This window comes from Streptomyces sp. NPDC047981 (genome assembly GCF_040653315.1).
In the GTDB taxonomy this organism is placed as follows: Bacteria; Actinomycetota; Actinomycetes; order Streptomycetales; family Streptomycetaceae; genus Streptomyces.
In genome coordinates, this window is record NZ_JBEZNQ010000080.1 from 17,873 (window position 1) to 33,730 (window position 15,858).

A 15,858-nucleotide genomic window follows, 5' to 3' on the forward strand; every position below is an offset into this window, starting at 1 on the left:
AGCACCAAGTGACATGCGGCGACGGCCTGGAGAACCCCTTGAACGATCCGCAGGATCCTCACGATCCGTACGAGACGACCGAGACGCACCTCGCGCGGCTCCTCGGCCGGGCGCTCAACTCCTTCGACCTCCCCGACAGCACGATCGAACGCCTGGAGACGGCGTTCGCCCACTCCAGCACGCTGCACTCCTCGCACCACAGCGCGACGCTGCACCGCACGACGTACCGCCACACCTATCTCCTCGCCGACGGCACCGCGCTCGGGCTCTGGGAGCTCGTGCACAACTCCGGCCGGGCCGGCGTCGAGCAGCACGAGGTGTACGCGGACGAGGCGGAGGCCCGGCTCGCCGCGTCCCGGCTGCCGACCCGCCTCTCCCCCGGCTGGGAGGTGGAGCGCTCCTCCGGGCCGGAGTTCGACGAGGACAGCGACCTGGAGCTGCTGAGCGCGCTCCTGTCCCGCCCGATACCGAAGCAGCCCCGGATGTACGTCCCGGACAACTCCCCGGACCACGCCCGCCGGGTGCTGCGCCGCGCGGAGAACCCGGACCGGCCCGGCGAGGAGACGGCACGCCGGCTGCGGTTGGCCTTCGCGCACCACATCACCCAGGCCTTCGGCCGCCTGTGCGGGGTCGAGGGCGGCGGCCGGGACGCCGGATTCACGCTCTACGAGCACGCGTTCCTGCTGCTCGACGGCAGCGAGCTGAGCCTGTGGGAGGTCGAGCACACGGCCACGCCTGACGGCCGCCACATGTGCGAGGTCTACGACGACGAGCACGCGGCCCGCGAGGCGATGGAGCACCGCGCCCGCGTGCGGTGAAGGAACGGGAGGAGGGCGGCAGGAGGGCGGGAGTCTCGCCCTCCTACCCGGTGCGGACCAGGAGGGCCACGGTCACTCCGGTCAGCCGCTCCGTGCCGGTCGCGGTGTAGCGGGCGCGCAGGGCCCGCGCCTGCTCGGCCGGGAGCGCGTCCAGCGGATCGGCCGCGTCACCGGGCACCACCAGCCAGATCCGCTGCTCCCCCCGCAGGCAGGCGGCCGGGTCGGGGCACTCGGTCGACCACAGGTCCGCACGGTCGGCCGCCGCCGTGGCCAGGAAGACATCGCGCGGCCTCAGCTCGTCCCGCAGATAGAAGCGGACGCCGACGTCGAGCATGCGCCAGTAGTCGTCGCCCCGGTCGAAGACGACCGCGTCGCCGGGCCGGTGGTACGTCTCGATGGTCCGCGCGGCGCCCTCGAAGTCGATGCCGTGCCAGAAGTGCGCGTACGGCCGCCGCACGGCCTGCTGGTCCTGCAGGGTGAGGACGACGAGCGCCACCAGGACCGCCGCGACGACACCCCGCGCCTTCGGTCGGGCGATTCCCGCGAGCCCCGCACCGGCGAGCACCGCCCACGCGGGGAGCGTGAAGAGGAGATAGCGGAAGTAGAAGTAGGAGACGTCGCCGTGCGAGACGGCCCAGAGCAGCAGCGGGGGCAGCACGGCGAGCGCGGAGACGCCCAGGAGCCCGCCCCGGGCCCCCGGCCTCGACCCCAACCCTGGCCCCGGCCCCGACACCGCCCCCGGCCTCGGGGATCCGGCCCTGCGCTCGCCCCAGGCCAGGACGGCGAGCGTGGTCACGGCCCCGGCGACGAGGGCGGAGGCGTACAGCTGGGGCAGGAAGGTGACCAGGCTCCAGACGTCCGGGCGGGGGATCCAGGAGATCTGACGGCCCGCCTGAGCCCGCCCGAGCAGCGCGACGGGAGCGACCACGGCCACCCCCGCCAGCGCGGCGAGGCCGAAGCGCAGCGCGATCCGGCGCTCCTCGCGGGCCCGCCACGCCACGGCGACCAGCTGCCCGGCCAGGACCGTCAGCGCCACCATGTGCAGCAGGCCGACGGCCGCCACGCACAGGCCGTACGCGGCCCACCGCCACCGGCTCTCCGGACGGTCGAGGGCCCTCAGGAGCAGCAGCGTGGAGGCGGTGACGGCGAGGACCACCAGGGCGTACGGGCGGGCCTCGTGGGCGTAGCGCGTCACGACCGGGGCGAGCGCGAAGAGGAGGCCGGCGGCAAGACCGGCGCGGGCGCCGAAGAGCCGCCGGCCGATCAGCGCCGTGCAGCCGGCCGTGCCGGCCATCGCGAGGGCCGAGGGCAGACGCAGCGCGGTGGCGGAGTCCCCGAAGACGGCCGTCCAGCCGTGCAGGAGCAGGTAGTAGCCGCCGAGCACGGCGTCCACGCGCTGGACCGTGTCGAAGAGCTGCGCCGTGGACCGGGTGACCATGTCCCAGGTGTTGAGCTCGTCCTGCCACAGCACCGGCCGGCCGATCGCGTACAGCGACAGCACGAGCGAGACCAGCGTCGGCCACAGCCAGACGCCGTGCCGCCGCCCCCGCGCCGCGTCGTGGCGGCCGCCGGGACGCGGCGTACGGTCCGCGGCCGGCGAGTCGGCGGCGGGCAGCGTCGACGAGGAGGTCGCCATGCCGGCCTCAGTCCCGACCCGCGACGGCCGGCTCCGGGATCGGGGCGGACCCGAGCCCCCGTACGGCGAACGCTCGGTTGGCGCGGGTCTGTTCGCGGTACGTCTCCGGCAGATCCGGCAGGCCGAGCAGCCGGTCGCAGGCCGCGAGGGAGGCGGCGTGGTCGCCGACCCAGTACGCGGTGATCGAGTACTCGAACAGCAGCCCCCACCGGTACACCCAGGGCTGCGTGAAGAGGAGGTCGTCCGGCTGCGCGCGGCCGACGACGGCGGAGACGATCGCGTGCGCGGAGTGGTGGCGGCCCCTCAGCCGTAGCCGCGAGGCCAGTTCGTAGCAGGCTTCGAGCCGCTCGGGCCGCGCGTCCCAGGCGCGGGTCAGGGTGTCCATCGCGGCGGGCCAGTCGCCGGACTCGGCCCGCAGGACCCCGGCCTGCAGCAGCGCGTAGTACACCTCCTCCGCCCAGCCGCCCATGGCCGCCCGGCGCTCGTAGAGCGCGATGGCGTCGGCGGTGCGGCCGAGGTCCCGCATGGTCTGCGCGAGATAGAAGACCGTACGGACGTTGGCCGGGTCGCGTTCGAGTTCGGCGCTCAGCAGGCGGGCGTCGCGTTCGAACTTGTCGTGACGCGAGCCGCCGTCGGCGTGGTCCTGGATGAACAGCGCGTCCAGGTTCTCCTGGACGTGGTCCTGGTCGGCCGTCAGGTACTCATGGGTGACGCCCTCGTACCGCCACGGCAGATCGCCCCTGACCAGGCGCTTGATGCGGTACTCCAGCGCGCCCTCGTGCCGGAGCATGTAGGCGTCGGCGGTCAGCGGGGGCAGCGGGCCGTCCTGCCGCAGGACGAGGTCGGCGTCGAGGAGCAGAAGGTAGTCGGCGCGGCCCCTGGCATGGGAGATGTTCAGGCTCCGGTTGTGCCCGAAGTTCACCCACGGCTCCTCGTGGAGCTCGCCGGGGACGCCGTCGAGCGCCTTGCGGATCAGGTCCTGGGTCCCGTCGGTCGAGCCGGTGTCGGAGATGACCCAGGTGTCCACCAGGTCCCGGACGGAGGCGAGGCACCGCTCGATGACGCGCGCCTCGTTCTTGACGATCATGCACAAGCAGACGGAAGGCTTCACGGCAACACCGCTTCCGGGGGTCGGTCGGGCAGCGACCGTACGCACGGGCCTGCGAGGCGGCGGGACGGCACGCCGACGGCCCGCCCGGAGTTCGCTACCGCGTACGCACCCATTGGGATTCCGCCGCTGGGCCAAGGCGTTGAGAGTGCTCCGAAGCCGTCAAGTCTTCGCCGTCGCGAACCGATGATCGTATCGGAAGCCTGTGCGCTTCCCGGTAACACACTCGATCCGGTTGAAGAAGAAGGAGCAGATGCATGAGTCCTGATTCCAGGACCAGGTCCTCGCTGGGACCGCTCCCCCGTCGGAGCGCGTGGCTGGGCGGCAGCGCCCTGGCCTCCGTCGCGCTGCTGCTGACGGGGCTCGCGACGCCGGCGTCCGGTGGGGTACGGAACGAGGGCGCGGACGGCCCCTCGGCCGACGTACGGGAGATGTACCCGTCCGGGGGCGACCCCTGCGAGGAACGTCCGCCGCACGAGGACGGACGGCCCCCGCACCACGAGGACGGCCCGCCTCCGTACGAGGACGGACCACCGCGGCACGAGTACCAGGGACCACCCGGTCACCACGGGCCCCGGATGTCGGGCGTACCGGGCGTACCGGGCGACCTTCAGCAGTACCTCGACCAGGAGATCGGCCGGCTCATGGGCGGCCCCCCGAGCCACCTCCGCTCGGCCGCCTGGGGCGGTCCCCCGGACCACTGCAAGGAGGGCCCGACGGGTCCGACCGGCCCCACGGGACCGACCGGCCCGACCGGGCCCACGGGCTCCACGGGCGAGACCGGGCCGACGGGCCCCCAGGGCCCGAAGGGCGACACGGGAGCGACGGGCGCGACCGGAGCGACCGGAGCTACGGGTGAGACCGGAGCGACGGGCGCGACCGGAGCTACGGGTGCCACTGGAGCAACGGGTGAGACCGGACCGGCTGGGCCCACGGGGGCCACCGGAGCCACGGGCGCGACCGGAGCCACCGGCGAGACGGGCGCGACGGGTGCCACGGGTGCCACGGGTGCCACGGGTGCCACGGGCGCGACCGGGGCAACGGGTGCCACGGGTGCCACCGGACCCACCGGGCCCTGCTCCGACATCGACACCTACAGCCCGTCGAACAGCGAGGACTTCCACGCGGTCCTCACGAACGGCATCGCCTACGCGGGCAAGGCGGACCCGCCGGGGTCGAACCCGATCGTCTGGCACGACCTGACCGACCCGATCGTCACTCCCATGGGCCCCATTCCGTCGCTCTATCCCACCAACTCCTGCGGCATCGCGATCGAGTCCCAGGGCAACGACGCCTGGGTCAAGGTGGTGACGACGACCGGCGAGGTGTGGCAGACGCACGGCGACATCGAGGGCGGGACCTTCGTGTGGGACGAGCAATGGGTGCAACGGACCACCCCGGTGGCGGGGTCCCTGCGCGCGAACAAGTTCAAGGGTGACCTCTCGCTCGGCGCCCCCAACCGCATCCCGCGAGGGCTGAACCGCTCCTGACCCGGCACCGGTCGGAACACGCCCGAGGGGCGGTGCGTCGCTCGTCCGACGCACCGCCCCTCGGGGCCGTTCATGACCGACCGGTCAGAGACCGCCGGCGGCGACGAAAGGAACCATGTAACGCACGAGATATTGTTTCCCAGGCACTTGACTTGTCTGGGGGAGGCCAGCAGTGGCGAAAGCGTCTTCCAAGTGGCAGTTGCACCCTGATCTGCAGCGGGCACTTGCCGATGGGCGAACCTTCGAGCAGTGGCTCGGGGAACGCCGGCCTTGCTGCTCGTACGCCCGGATCACGCAGGACCGACGGGACGAAATCGGAGTGGCCCGTCAGCACCGCAACTGCGACGAATTCGCCGCGTCGAACGACTGCGCCATCGTCTACCGGTACACGGACAACCACATCACCGCCGCCGACCCGGACATGGAGCGGCCGGCCTTCTTGCGCCTCGTCCGCGACCTTCGCGCCCGCCAGGTGGAAGAGGGTTACCCCATCCTCGGCCTGTTCGTCGTGGAGGAGGAGCGGGTCGTGCGGCTCCCCGAGGACTACGTGCGGCTCCACCGCGCTCTGACCGTGGACAAACGTGGTCTGTACGCGGTAACCGACACGAAGACCATCCTGGACGTGCACAGCGACGCGGAGGCGATGCGTGGTCTTCTCACTTCCGCCATGGGCGAGCGTGAGGTGGTCAAGATCAAACGCAGGGTCAAGCGCAACGTCCGGGACCAGGCCTTGGAGGGCAAGCCGACGGGGCCTCGACGGTTCGGGTGGCTGGGCGGAGACGCCGAGGGAGGTCGCCGCGTCAACGAGAAGCTGGACCCGCAGGAGTTCCCGGTTCTGCGGAAGGCTCTGGACATGGGCCTCGCAGGCAAGAACTGGTCCACGATCGTGGAGTACTTGGACGCGAGCGGGTTCCTCACCGTACGCGGAAATCGCTGGTCGACCACACCCGTGCAGTACATGCTCACCAACCCAGCGCTGTGCGGATACCGCGTGATCAACGGGGAGTTGGTGCGCGACCCCAACACCGGAGAACCGGTCTCCGGTGAGTGGGAAACGGCGTGCACTCCGGAGGAGTGGCAGAAGATGCTCAGCCGTTGCAATGCGTGGTTCAACCTCGAAGGCGACACGGCCGGCACGCGCTACCGGGAGAAGCTCAAGCGGGAGGGCAAGAAGGACTACCGCGGCTTGGCCGAGGCCACCCGAAGGTTCTTACTGACGAATGTGGCTCGCTGCGGCTATGTGGACGCCGAGGGCAATCGGTGCCTCGCGAAGATGAAAGGCAACCCGCCGACCGGCACGAACAAGCAAGATCGTTACAGGTGTGGCGACCCGCACTGCTACAAGGTGAGTCGGCGTGCCGACTACGTCGACAAGGCCGTTGAACGGTTGGTGATCCCGGTCCTTGAGGACCGGTTCACCTCACTCGCTCCCGACGAACGCTCCTGGTACGGCGAGGCGACCTTGCAGGCTCTCTCGGTCCAGCGTCAGGAGTACACGCAACTCCACAAGGACGGGCGGCTGAGTCTCGCCGAGTACCTGGACTTCCGGGACGAGAACGAGCGCCAGATCAGCGAGTCGCAGCGGGATCGTGACGCGTTCTACGCCGAGCAGGCCGCCAAGAACTTCCTCGCCGGGTTCACAAGGGAGAAGTGGAACGACTTCGACATGCGGCAGAAGCGGCAGGCTGTGGCCACTGTCCTACAAGCGGTGATCATCCATCCGATTCCGGAGGGCCGCTCACGGAGCGCCCCGTTCGATCCCGACCTATTGGAGCCGGTGCTCCGGGCTCCTCACTGAAAGAACAGCGGTTCTACGATCTGAGACCGGACCACCCCGGATGCTGTCCAGGCGAGGGGTGGTCCGGTCTCTGGTTGTCGTAGCTCAGCCCGTACGAGGCACCATCTGGTCGGGCCGGTCGAGCCACGGCGCATGTGTACCGTCGGGCCTCACCGTCAGGCCGAGGCGTTCCGGGCCCGGCCTGCCGACGTTGTGCCAGTCTTCGTGGACCTGTTGGCCCAGGCACGCGAGCGCATTGACGTGCTGGTCTACGCCGCCGTCTTCTTGCATGAGGCGTACCCCCGATTGAACGATCTCTTTCGGGAACGAGCCGCAGACGGCTGCGCGATCCGCATCGCGGTAGGTGACGCCGACAGCGAGAACGTTCGGGCTCGCGGCCGGGAGGAGAGGTTCGGCCACGGCATCGAGTCTCGCTGCCAACTGGCCCTCATGCACTACCGACCCCTGATCGCCGTGCCCGGCATAGACGTCCGGACTCACGACACGACGCTCTACAACTCCCTCTACCGTGGCGATGACCAGTTGCTGGTCAACGCCCACGTCTGGGGGGTCAACGCGTACGGGGCCCCGGTGTGGCATCTTCGGCGAAGCGGCGAAGGCGGCATGTTCGACACCTACGCCGAGAGCTTCGACGCGGTGTGGTCCACAGCGACCCCCGTACAACACGAGGGGTGACCATGGGACGAGCTGGACCAACTTCCGATGCACCACACGCAGCGGCTCAGGATCCGCCACTTCATGGAGCACCGCGAACAGCCCTATCTCGGCTGATCCCATCTGCTCTTCCTTGCTGCACGGCTGCCGGATGAGCGTCCCCGACGTGTAGCCCACGGAGAGACATACGACGGCGCGAAGGGGTCATGAACACCCGACGCCACCAAGTCATGACGTCGGCGCCAACCGTCGTCCGCCCCCGCCGGGGCCGCGATCAGGAAGATCAGGTCCGCCGGGCCGTCCGGGGCGCCGAAGTCGATGCCGTCGGCCGAGCGGCCGAAGGCGAGCGTGGGGGCCGTGACATGGGCGCTGCGGCAGTGCGGGATGCCGATGCCCCGCCGAGACCGGTCGGCATCTGGGCCTCGCGGGCGGCCACGTCCGCCAGGAAGCCGAGGGCCTGGCGTTTGGATCAGGCCGGATCAGGGAGCGGGGTCTGGTGCCGTGCATCGCAAGGCGGAGGAGGGAGTCAACGCGGTGGGGGCACCTCCCGTGCCCGAAGGGCTACGGGGGAGTTGGCGACCGACGACAACGCGGCTGGGGGTACCCCCTGCTCGAAGAGCTTGGGGGAGCGGTGCCAGACCCCGCGAGCCCGGCATGATCCAAACGCCAGGCCCTGGGTCGGTCACCCGGCCCCGCGCGACCATGCGCTCCGCGAGCGAGCGGGCCGCCGCTTCCTTCGTTCCGGCGGACAGGTCGAGATCGACCAGGTCCGCGGTGATCATCTGGCTCATCGCGGGCTCCCTTGCTCGCTGAGTTCTCGGTCGAGGGGTACGTCTGCGGTCACGGTGACCGCAGACGGGTTCAGGTGGGCCGGGGTGGGCATCTCGCTCCCCGGCAGCTGGACGGCGGCCGCGCCGTGGGCGACCGCCGCCGCGAGGGCTGCGGGGCCCTCGCCGCCGGCCGCGAGGAAACCGGCCAGGGAGGCGTCGCCGGCGCCGACGTTGGAGCGGACGGTGTCGACCGCCGCCGTGCCGAACCAGGTGCCGTCGGCGGTGACGAGGAGCTGGCCGTCCGCGCCCAGGCTCGCGAGCACCGCGCCCGCGCCGCGCAGACGCAGCTCCTCCGCCGCCTTCACGGCGTCGCCGACGGTGGCGAGGGGGCGGCCGACGGCCTCGGCGAGTTCGTCGGCGTTCGGCTTCACGACATCGGGCCGGGCCGTGAGGGCCGCGTTCAGCGAGGGGCCGGACGTGTCGAGGGCGATCCGGGCACCCGCGCCGTGGGCCCGGGTGACGAGTTCGGCGTACCACTCGGGCGGGAGGCCGCGCGGGAGGCTGCCGCAGCAGGCGATCCAGTCGGCGGCCGGGGAGTAGGCCCCGACGGCGGCCAGGAGGTGCTCGGCCTCGTCCGGACTCAGTTCGGGGCCGGGGGCGTTGACCTTGGTCAGCGTGCCGTCCGGTTCCGCGATCGCGATGTTCGAGCGGGTGTGCCCTGCCACCGGCACCGGCGCGACCTCGATCCCCTGGTCGGCCAGGAGCTGGGCGACCAGCGCGCCGGGCGCCCCGCCGAGCGGGACCACGGCCACGGTCCGCTCCCCGGCGGCGGCGACCGCCCGGGAGACGTTGACGCCCTTGCCGCCGGGGTCCATCCGCTCGGCGGAGGCCCGCAGCACCTCTCCGCGCTCCAGGGCCGGGACCTCGTAGGTCCGGTCGAGGGAGGGGTTGGGGGTGACGGTGAGGATCATGTGCGTACGACTTCCGTTCCCGCGGCCTCGATCGCCGCGGCGTCCTCGGGGCTGAGCCCGCTGTCGGTGATGAGCAGGTCGATGTCGGTGAGGGCGCCGAAGCGGGCGAAGTGCTCCTGGCCGTACTTGGCCGAGTCGGCGATGAGCACGACCCGGCGGGCGGAGGCGATCACGGCCCGTTTGACGGCGGCCTCGGCGAGGTCGGGGGTGGTGAGCCCGTGTTCGGGCGAGTAGCCGTTGGCGCCGAGGAAGGCGACGTCGGCGCGGATCTCGCCGTACGCCCGGAGCGCCCAGGAGTCGACGGCGGCGCGGGTACGGTGCCGGACCCTGCCCCCCACGAGGTGGAGGTCGATGCCGGGGTGGTCGGCGAGCCGGGCGGCGACGGGCAGGGCATGGGTGACGACGGTCAGTCCGCAGTCGAGGGGGAACTCGGCGGCGAGCCGGGCGACGGTGGTGCCGGCGTCGAGCACGACGCTGCCCTCGGTGGGGAGTTCGGCGAGGGCGGCCCGGACGATCCGGTCCTTCTCGTCGGCGGCGGTCGCCTCGCGCTCGGCAAGGTCGGGCTCGAAGTCGAGCCGCCCGGCCGGTATCGCGCCGCCGTGCACCCGGCGGACGAGGCCGGCGCGGTCCAGGGCCTTGAGGTCGCGCCGTACGGTCTCGGCGGTGACCTGGAACTCCTCGGCGAGGGAGAGGACGTCGACGCGTCCGCTCTCCCGGGCGAGCCGGAGGATCGCCTGCTGTCGCTCGGGTGCGTACATGTGGTTTTACATCCGTTCCATGCCCGAACCTGTGGTTTCTCTTGCAGGCTACGACCGTGTATCCGCGAAGTAAACAGAATCGGGCATCGAAACGGGCACGGAACCAGATGAACGACGAAGGGCCCCGGCCCCCTGGGACGTCCATCCCAGGGGGCCGGGGCCCTTCGGCCTCACGTCGGCCTCACGTCGGCCTCACGTCGGCCTCGCTGCGGCCTCACTCACGTACTCAGGAGGTGAGCGCGGGCTCCTTCCGGACGGCGACGTCCTCGATGCCGTCGCCCTCGGTGCCGTCCTCCGCGATGTCGTCCTCCGCGCCCTCGATGTGCTGCTTCGGCTTCGCCGGCAGCGCGAACATGACCACGAAGATCACGGCGAGCACCGCCACCGCCCAGCCGAGCGCGTTCTGGAACGCGTCCGCGAACGCCGTGCCGACCTCGGCCGGCGCCTGCCCCAGCCGGTCCTCGTCGATCACGCCGAAGAAGACGACCGAGACGAGCCCGAGCCCGAGCGCGTTGCCCATCTGCCCGGTCGTGTTGATGAGGCCCGAGGCCGAGCCGGCGTGCTCGCGCGGCACCTCGGAGAGGACCGCGTCCGTCAGCGGCGCCACGATCAGACCCATGCCCAGGCCCATCACGACGAGCGGCAGGATCATCTGCCACGAGTGGATCGACGTGCCGTACCGGCCGGCCTCCCACAGGTAGATCAGCATGCCCGCGGCCATCGTCAGGGCGCCCGCCTGCAGCACCTTGCGGCCGAAGCGCGGGACGAGCTTCTGGACCGAGAGACCGGCCGCCACCGAGACGGCGATCGAGAACGGCACGCCCGTCAGACCGGCCCTGAGCGGGCTCCAGCCGAGACCGATCTGCATGTACAGCGTCCAGACCAGGAAGAAGATGCCCAGCACGACACCGAAGGTCAGCTGGACCGCGATACCGGCCGCGAAGCTCTTCACCTTGAACAGCGCGAGCTCGACCAGCGGGGAGCCGTCCTTCTTCGTCTTGTACTTCTCGTACGCGACGAGGGCACCGAAGACGAGGAGGCTGCCGGCCATGCACAGGTGGCCCCAGAGCGGCCAGTCCAGCTCACGGCCGCGCGTCAGCGGGTAGATCAGCATGAGCAGCGCGAGCGTCACGAGCAGCACGCCGACGATGTCGAGGCGGAGCGCCTTGGGCGCCTTCGACTCGGTGATGAACTTACGGCCGAGGAGCAGTCCCGCGACGCCGACCGGCAGGTTGATGAGGAAGATCGGCCGCCACTCCAGGCCGGCGATGTTCCACTGGGTGAGCAGCGCGCCGAGCAGGGGCCCGGAGACGGCGCCGAGGCCGATGATCGCGCCGAACATGCCGAAGACCTTGCCGCGCTCGTGGGCGGGGAAGGTGACGTGGATGATCGACAGGACCTGCGGCACCATCATGGCGGCCGCCGCGCCCTGGAGGAGGCGCGAGGCGACCAGCATCTCCGGGTTGGCGGCGAAGCCGCAGAGCGCGGAGGCGACGGTGAAGCCCGCGGTGCCGAGGAGGAAGAGCCGCTTGCGGCCGTAGATGTCGCCGAGGCGGCCACCGGTGATCAGGCCGGCGGCGAAGGCGAGCGCGTATCCGGCGGTGATCCACTGGATCGCCCCGAAGGTGGCGCCGAGGTCCCGCTCGATACTGGGGATCGCGATGTTGACGATCGTGGCGTCGACCAGGTCCATGAAGGCGGCGGTCATGACGATGGCGAGGGCTATCCAGCGCCGGCGGTCGGCGGGGGATCCGGAGGCGTCCGGGGCGGAGTGGGCGTCGGGGGCCGCGGGACCCGCGGTGGCCGCATCCGTGACGGCGTCGTGTGAACTCATGAGGAGAAACCTAGGAGCCATATAGGTCAGTGCATGTCCTAGATGCGACGCATGCTGGAACACATGACGGACACTCCGGCACGACTGCTGAATCTGCTCTCGCTGCTCCAGACCCCGCGCGAATGGCCGGGCAGCGAACTCGCCGAACGACTCTCGGTCTCCGCACGGACGATCCGCCGGGACGTCGACCGGCTGCGCGAGCTCGGCTATCCGGTGGAGGCGACGAAGGGCGCGGTGGGCGGGTACCGCCTGGTCGCCGGTACGGCCATGCCGCCGCTGCTCCTCGACGACGAGGAGGCGGTCGCGATCGCCGTGGGGCTGCGGGCGGGCGCCGGGCACGCCATCGAGGGCGTGGAGGAGGCGTCGGTACGGGCGCTCGCCAAGCTGGAGCAGGTGCTGCCGTCCCGGCTGCGGCACCGGGTCTCCACGCTGCAGCACGCGACGATCCCGCTGACGCGCGGGGACGGGGCGACGGTCGCCCCGTCGACCCTGACGGCGCTCGCGGGCGCGGTCACCGCGCAGGAGCGGCTGCGGTTCGGCTACCGGGCGGGCGACGGGACGGAGTCACGACGGCAGGTCGAGCCGTACCGGCTGGTGTCGACGGGGCGGCGGTGGTACCTCGTGGCGTACGACCTGGAGCGCGAGGACTGGCGTACGTTCCGGGTGGACCGGGTGTCGGACCCGTTCCCGACGGGGGCGCGGTTCGCACCGAGGGAGCTGCCGGAGGGCGGGGCGGCCGGGCTCATGAACCGGTCGATGGCCCGGGCCCAGCCGGAACTGGAACTCGACGTCACCTTCGAGGCCCCCGCCGCGTTCGTGGCGGGCCGCCTGCCGTCCCATCTGGCGCCGACGGAGACGGGCCCGACGACGTGCCGGGTCCGCACGCGGACGGTGGACTCGACGGAGTGGCTCGCCCTCCGCCTGGCCCTGGTGGACGCGCCGTTCACGATCCACGGCCCGCCGGCCCTGCTGACGTACACGAAGGACCTGGGGGAACGACTGAGCGCGGCGGCGACGACGGGCTGACACCCGGTGGGCGCGGACGCGGGCGCCGCACCGCCGGGGGTGCGGCTCACTCTCCGCACCCCCTGCCGCCGGCCGCGGACCGCTCTAGGCCACCGCGTCGAAGCCCGTGTCGCGGGCCATCTTCTTCAGTTCCAGGAGCGCGTGCTTCTCGATCTGGCGGATGCGCTCGCGCGTGAGGCCGTGCTCCTTGCCGACCTCCGTGAGCGTGCGCTCGCGGCCGTCCTCGATGCCGTAGCGCATGCGGATGATGGAGGCCGTGCGGTGGTCGAGCTTGTCGATCAGGTCGTCGAGCTCCTCACTGCGCAGCAGGGTCAGGACGGACTGCTCGGGCGACACCGCGGAGGTGTCCTCCAGGAGGTCGCCGAACTGCGTCTCGCCCTCGTCGTCCACGGACATGTTCAGCGAGACCGGGTCGCGGGCCCAGTCCAGGACGTCCACGACGCGCTCGGGCGTGGAGCCCAGCTCCGCCGCGACCTCGGCCGGCTCCGGCTCCCGGCCGTTCTCCCGGTTGAACTCGCGTTGCACGCGCCGGATCCGGCCGAGCTCCTCCACCAGGTGGACGGGGAGCCGGATCGTGCGCGACTGGTCGGCTATGGACCGCGTGATGGCCTGGCGGATCCACCACGTGGCGTACGTCGAGAACTTGAAGCCCTTGGCGTAGTCGAACTTCTCGACCGCGCGGACCAGGCCCGCGTTGCCCTCCTGGATCAGGTCGAGCAGGGGGAGGCCGCTGCGCGGGTAGCGACGCGCGACCGCGACGACAAGGCGCAGGTTCGACTTGATGAAGAGGTCCTTGGCACGCTCGCCCGCTTCGTAGAGCGCTTCGAGCTCCTCGCGGGACGCGCCGCCCGCCTCGCTGTCGACCTCGCCGTCGAGGATCTGCCGGGCGTACACGCCCGCCTCGATCGTCTGGGAGAGCTCGACCTCCTTGGCGGCGTCGAGCAGGGGTGTACGCGCGATCTCGTCGAGGTACATGCCGACCAGGTCGCGGTCGGCGATCTCCCCGCCCACGGCGCGAACGCTGCTTGCCCGGCTCTTGCCGCTACCGCTGGTGGCGGAGGACTGACGACGGGCGACGGCACGGGTTGCCATGCGTGCTCCCTTGCTGAGTAGGTCGCGACACCCTTTCGGGTGCCCTGCATCCGACGGAAACAACGACTGGAATCAGGACAGAATTCCCACCCGACGCATCGATTTTCGCGATCATGCAGTACCCTGTGCCGCCACCGAGGGGGATCGATGGCGTTCACACGCACAGAGGTGCAGGTCAGGCCGGGCACGGAGGGTGACCTGGTCGCGCTCACGGAGCTGTACAACCACTACGCCCGTGAGACGAGCATCACCTTCGACACCGAACCCTTCACCCCGGAGCGGCGACGCCCCTGGCTCCGCTCCCACCCTGAAGACGGCCCGCATCGCCTTCTGGTTGCGTGCGATGTCCAGAATGAGACGAAAAACCGAATTCTCGGGTATGCGACCAGCAGCGCGTTCCGCCCGAAGCCCGCGTACGCCACCTCCGTCGAGGTCAGCGTCTACGTCTCCCCCGACGCCGCCGGACGCGGCATCGGCACGCTCCTCTACGAGCGGCTCTTCACGGCCCTCGCCACCGAGGACGTCCACCGCGCGTACGCCGGGATCGCCCTGCCCAACGAGCCCTCGATCCGCCTCCACACCCGGTTCGGCTTCCGGCACGTCGGAACGTACGAGGAGGTCGGCCGGAAGTCGGGGCGGTACTGGGACGTGGCCTGGTACGAGAAGCGGCTCGGGCCCTAGGTCCCGCGGCCGTTACGGACGAGGGGAGGCGCGGCCTACGGTCACGACCATGACGGACACCTCAGGCACGGACACCTCGGGCACGGACGCCTCAGGCACCCTCGACGAGGCGCTCCAGCGCCTCCACGCCAGCGGCCCCGAGCGGAACGGCTGGCTCAGCAACCACGCGCCCATGGCCGTCGAGGCGCTCGTGCGCCACGGCCAGGCGCCCACCGTCCACCGCTGGCTCGACCACTACCGGCACAAGCTGGAGGACATGCCGGCGCACCACTCCCCCGTCACCGCCGCCACCTGGCGCGAGGCGCTCGGCGACCCCGCGCGGATCGCCGACTGGACCCGGTTCTTCGAGCGGGAGACCACCGAGCGGCCCTGGCGCGACGTGCTCGCGGAGTGGTGGCCGCGGCTGCTGCCCGGCATCGCGGGAGGCGCCACCCACCCCGTCATCCGTACCGGCCATGCCGTCCGCACCCTTCTGAGCACCGAGGAGAGCGCGCCGCGCCGCGCGGAGCTCGCCCACGCGCTCGGCTACTGGGCCGCTCGCGCCCAGCCACTCCCCGAGATCGCCCCGCTCGCCCCCGCGCCGACCGCGGCCGCCGCCCTCGACGCCGTACCGCCCGTGCCGGAACAGGACGGCGGGATCCGGGCGCGGCTCGCGCAGCTGACCGCGTTCCCGCGGTGGGGCGCCACCGCCGACCCCGACACCGCGCGCGGCCTGCTCGCCGAGCTGGTCACCGCCGCGACCCACCGCTACGGCACGCACGGCCACGGTGAGCCGATCATGCTGGTCCACGCGGCGACCGCGCCCAACGCCGTCCTGCGCGCCCTCCCCGCGCTGCCGCGCGAGCTGTGGGCCGCGAGCCTCGCGGCCGCCTGGGCCGCGTCGGCCGCCGTGACCGCCGCCTACGCACCGCGCGAGGGGGCGGCGCCCCTGGCGACGACCCTGACCGCCGAGGAGGTCTTCGCACGGGCCGCGGCCCACGGCGACGACCACACGATCAAGTTCGCCGACACCGCGCTCGACGTCGGTGACCCGACGGCGCTGGCCGCCGCGGTCCGGGCGGTCGACCTGAACCCCCCGGCCTTCTAGGGGCGCGAAGGCGCACAGCTGGGCCGCCCCGCACAGCCACCGGGCCTTGTCCCCAAAAGGTGGACACCTGTTCGTGTCGTTATGCGGCAAGTGTCAGAGTAGCTGACTGCTGTTCGTAGACGTTCGGTGCCTGTT

12 protein-coding genes and 3 pseudogenes are annotated in these 15,858 nt (G+C 71.5%); 8 read left to right on the forward strand and 7 right to left on the reverse strand.

Annotated elements, in window-relative coordinates; genetic code table 11:
* Positions 1-38: 38 nt before the first annotated feature.
* On the forward strand, positions 39-818 hold the full coding sequence (locus AB0E14_RS32590; RefSeq protein WP_362426508.1) for a DUF6227 family protein: 780 nt from the start codon (positions 39-41) through the stop codon (positions 816-818).
* A gap of 43 nt (positions 819-861) precedes the next feature.
* On the opposite strand, the gene AB0E14_RS32595 is transcribed toward AB0E14_RS32590, so the two are convergent.
* Complete coding sequence (locus tag AB0E14_RS32595) at positions 862-2,454, reverse strand: glycosyltransferase family 39 protein (protein ID WP_362426511.1); 1,593 nt, start codon at positions 2,452-2,454, stop codon at positions 862-864.
* Between the two features lie 7 nt (positions 2,455-2,461).
* Entirely contained in the window at positions 2,462-3,541 is a 1,080-nt protein-coding gene (locus AB0E14_RS32600; RefSeq protein ID WP_362426514.1) for a glycosyltransferase, read from the reverse strand.
* A gap of 278 nt (positions 3,542-3,819) precedes the next feature.
* Between AB0E14_RS32600 and AB0E14_RS32605 the strand changes: the two genes are divergently transcribed.
* From AB0E14_RS32605 to AB0E14_RS32620, 4 genes and pseudogenes are all read left to right on the forward strand, one after another.
* Positions 3,820-5,052 carry a hypothetical protein gene (locus tag AB0E14_RS32605; protein ID WP_362426517.1) on the forward strand — a complete coding sequence of 411 codons (1,233 nt, stop codon included), beginning with the start codon at positions 3,820-3,822 and terminating at the stop codon, positions 5,050-5,052.
* Positions 5,053-5,224: 172 nt separating this feature from the next.
* Positions 5,225-6,850 (forward strand): recombinase family protein, encoded by a 1,626-nt coding sequence (locus tag AB0E14_RS32610; RefSeq protein ID WP_362426520.1) that lies wholly within the window; start codon positions 5,225-5,227, stop codon positions 6,848-6,850.
* A gap of 177 nt (positions 6,851-7,027) precedes the next feature.
* Positions 7,028-7,525: pseudogene (locus AB0E14_RS32615) on the forward strand (XRE family transcriptional regulator); the annotation flags it as partial.
* Positions 7,526-7,534: 9 nt separating this feature from the next.
* Positions 7,535-7,621, forward strand: a pseudogene (locus tag AB0E14_RS32620) (DNA mismatch repair protein MutT); the annotation flags it as partial.
* A gap of 131 nt (positions 7,622-7,752) precedes the next feature.
* On the opposite strand, the pseudogene AB0E14_RS32625 reads toward AB0E14_RS32620, so the two are convergent.
* The 4 genes and pseudogenes from AB0E14_RS32625 to AB0E14_RS32640 all read right to left on the reverse strand — a co-directional run.
* Positions 7,753-7,955 (reverse strand): annotated as a pseudogene (locus AB0E14_RS32625) (PTS sugar transporter subunit IIA); the annotation flags it as partial.
* 336 nt (positions 7,956-8,291) lie between these two features.
* Entirely contained in the window at positions 8,292-9,245 is a 954-nt protein-coding gene (gene pfkB / locus AB0E14_RS32630; RefSeq protein ID WP_362426523.1) for a 1-phosphofructokinase, read from the reverse strand.
* Positions 9,242-10,003, reverse strand: coding sequence for a DeoR/GlpR family DNA-binding transcription regulator (locus AB0E14_RS32635; protein WP_362426526.1), 762 nt, complete (start codon positions 10,001-10,003; stop codon positions 9,242-9,244). The genes pfkB and AB0E14_RS32635 overlap by 4 nt, the downstream gene beginning before the upstream one ends.
* Before the next feature lie 226 nt (positions 10,004-10,229).
* Positions 10,230-11,837 (reverse strand): MFS transporter, encoded by a 1,608-nt coding sequence (locus tag AB0E14_RS32640; RefSeq protein ID WP_362426529.1) that lies wholly within the window; start codon positions 11,835-11,837, stop codon positions 10,230-10,232.
* Positions 11,838-11,900: 63 nt separating this feature from the next.
* On the opposite strand from AB0E14_RS32640, the gene AB0E14_RS32645 reads away from it, so the two are divergent.
* Positions 11,901-12,863: a transcriptional regulator gene (locus tag AB0E14_RS32645; RefSeq protein WP_362426532.1), complete on the forward strand. Its 963-nt coding sequence runs from the start codon at positions 11,901-11,903 to the stop codon at positions 12,861-12,863.
* Positions 12,864-12,947: 84 nt separating this feature from the next.
* Here the strand turns inward: AB0E14_RS32645 and AB0E14_RS32650 are convergent, their stop codons facing one another.
* Positions 12,948-13,955, reverse strand: coding sequence for a sigma-70 family RNA polymerase sigma factor (locus tag AB0E14_RS32650; protein WP_362426535.1), 1,008 nt, complete (start codon positions 13,953-13,955; stop codon positions 12,948-12,950).
* Between the two features lie 147 nt (positions 13,956-14,102).
* Between AB0E14_RS32650 and AB0E14_RS32655 the strand changes: the two genes are divergently transcribed.
* Complete coding sequence (locus AB0E14_RS32655) at positions 14,103-14,636, forward strand: N-acetyltransferase family protein (RefSeq protein ID WP_362426538.1); 534 nt, start codon at positions 14,103-14,105, stop codon at positions 14,634-14,636.
* 49 nt (positions 14,637-14,685) lie between these two features.
* Positions 14,686-15,723, forward strand: a complete 1,038-nt coding sequence (locus tag AB0E14_RS32660) for a questin oxidase family protein (protein WP_362426541.1) — start codon at positions 14,686-14,688, stop codon at positions 15,721-15,723.
* Positions 15,724-15,858 lie beyond the last annotated feature (135 nt).

What these genes read in the sequence shown, in the direction of transcription:
- AB0E14_RS32635 (WP_362426526.1), bottom strand. Translation starts at nt 10,003, where the DNA reads ATGTACGCACCCGAGCGACAGCAGGCGATCCTCCGGCTCGCCCGGGAG.
- AB0E14_RS32605 (WP_362426517.1), top strand. Translation starts at nt 3,820, where the DNA reads ATGAGTCCTGATTCCAGGACCAGGTCCTCGCTGGGACCGCTCCCCCGT.
- AB0E14_RS32660 (WP_362426541.1), top strand. Translation starts at nt 14,686, where the DNA reads ATGACGGACACCTCAGGCACGGACACCTCGGGCACGGACGCCTCAGGC.
- AB0E14_RS32595 (WP_362426511.1), bottom strand. Translation starts at nt 2,454, where the DNA reads ATGGCGACCTCCTCGTCGACGCTGCCCGCCGCCGACTCGCCGGCCGCG.
- AB0E14_RS32640 (WP_362426529.1), bottom strand. Translation starts at nt 11,837, where the DNA reads ATGAGTTCACACGACGCCGTCACGGATGCGGCCACCGCGGGTCCCGCG.
- pfkB (WP_362426523.1), bottom strand. Translation starts at nt 9,245, where the DNA reads ATGATCCTCACCGTCACCCCCAACCCCTCCCTCGACCGGACCTACGAG.
- AB0E14_RS32600 (WP_362426514.1), bottom strand. Translation starts at nt 3,541, where the DNA reads ATGATCGTCAAGAACGAGGCGCGCGTCATCGAGCGGTGCCTCGCCTCC.
- AB0E14_RS32645 (WP_362426532.1), top strand. Translation starts at nt 11,901, where the DNA reads ATGACGGACACTCCGGCACGACTGCTGAATCTGCTCTCGCTGCTCCAG.
- AB0E14_RS32650 (WP_362426535.1), bottom strand. Translation starts at nt 13,955, where the DNA reads ATGGCAACCCGTGCCGTCGCCCGTCGTCAGTCCTCCGCCACCAGCGGT.
- AB0E14_RS32655 (WP_362426538.1), top strand. Translation starts at nt 14,103, where the DNA reads ATGGCGTTCACACGCACAGAGGTGCAGGTCAGGCCGGGCACGGAGGGT.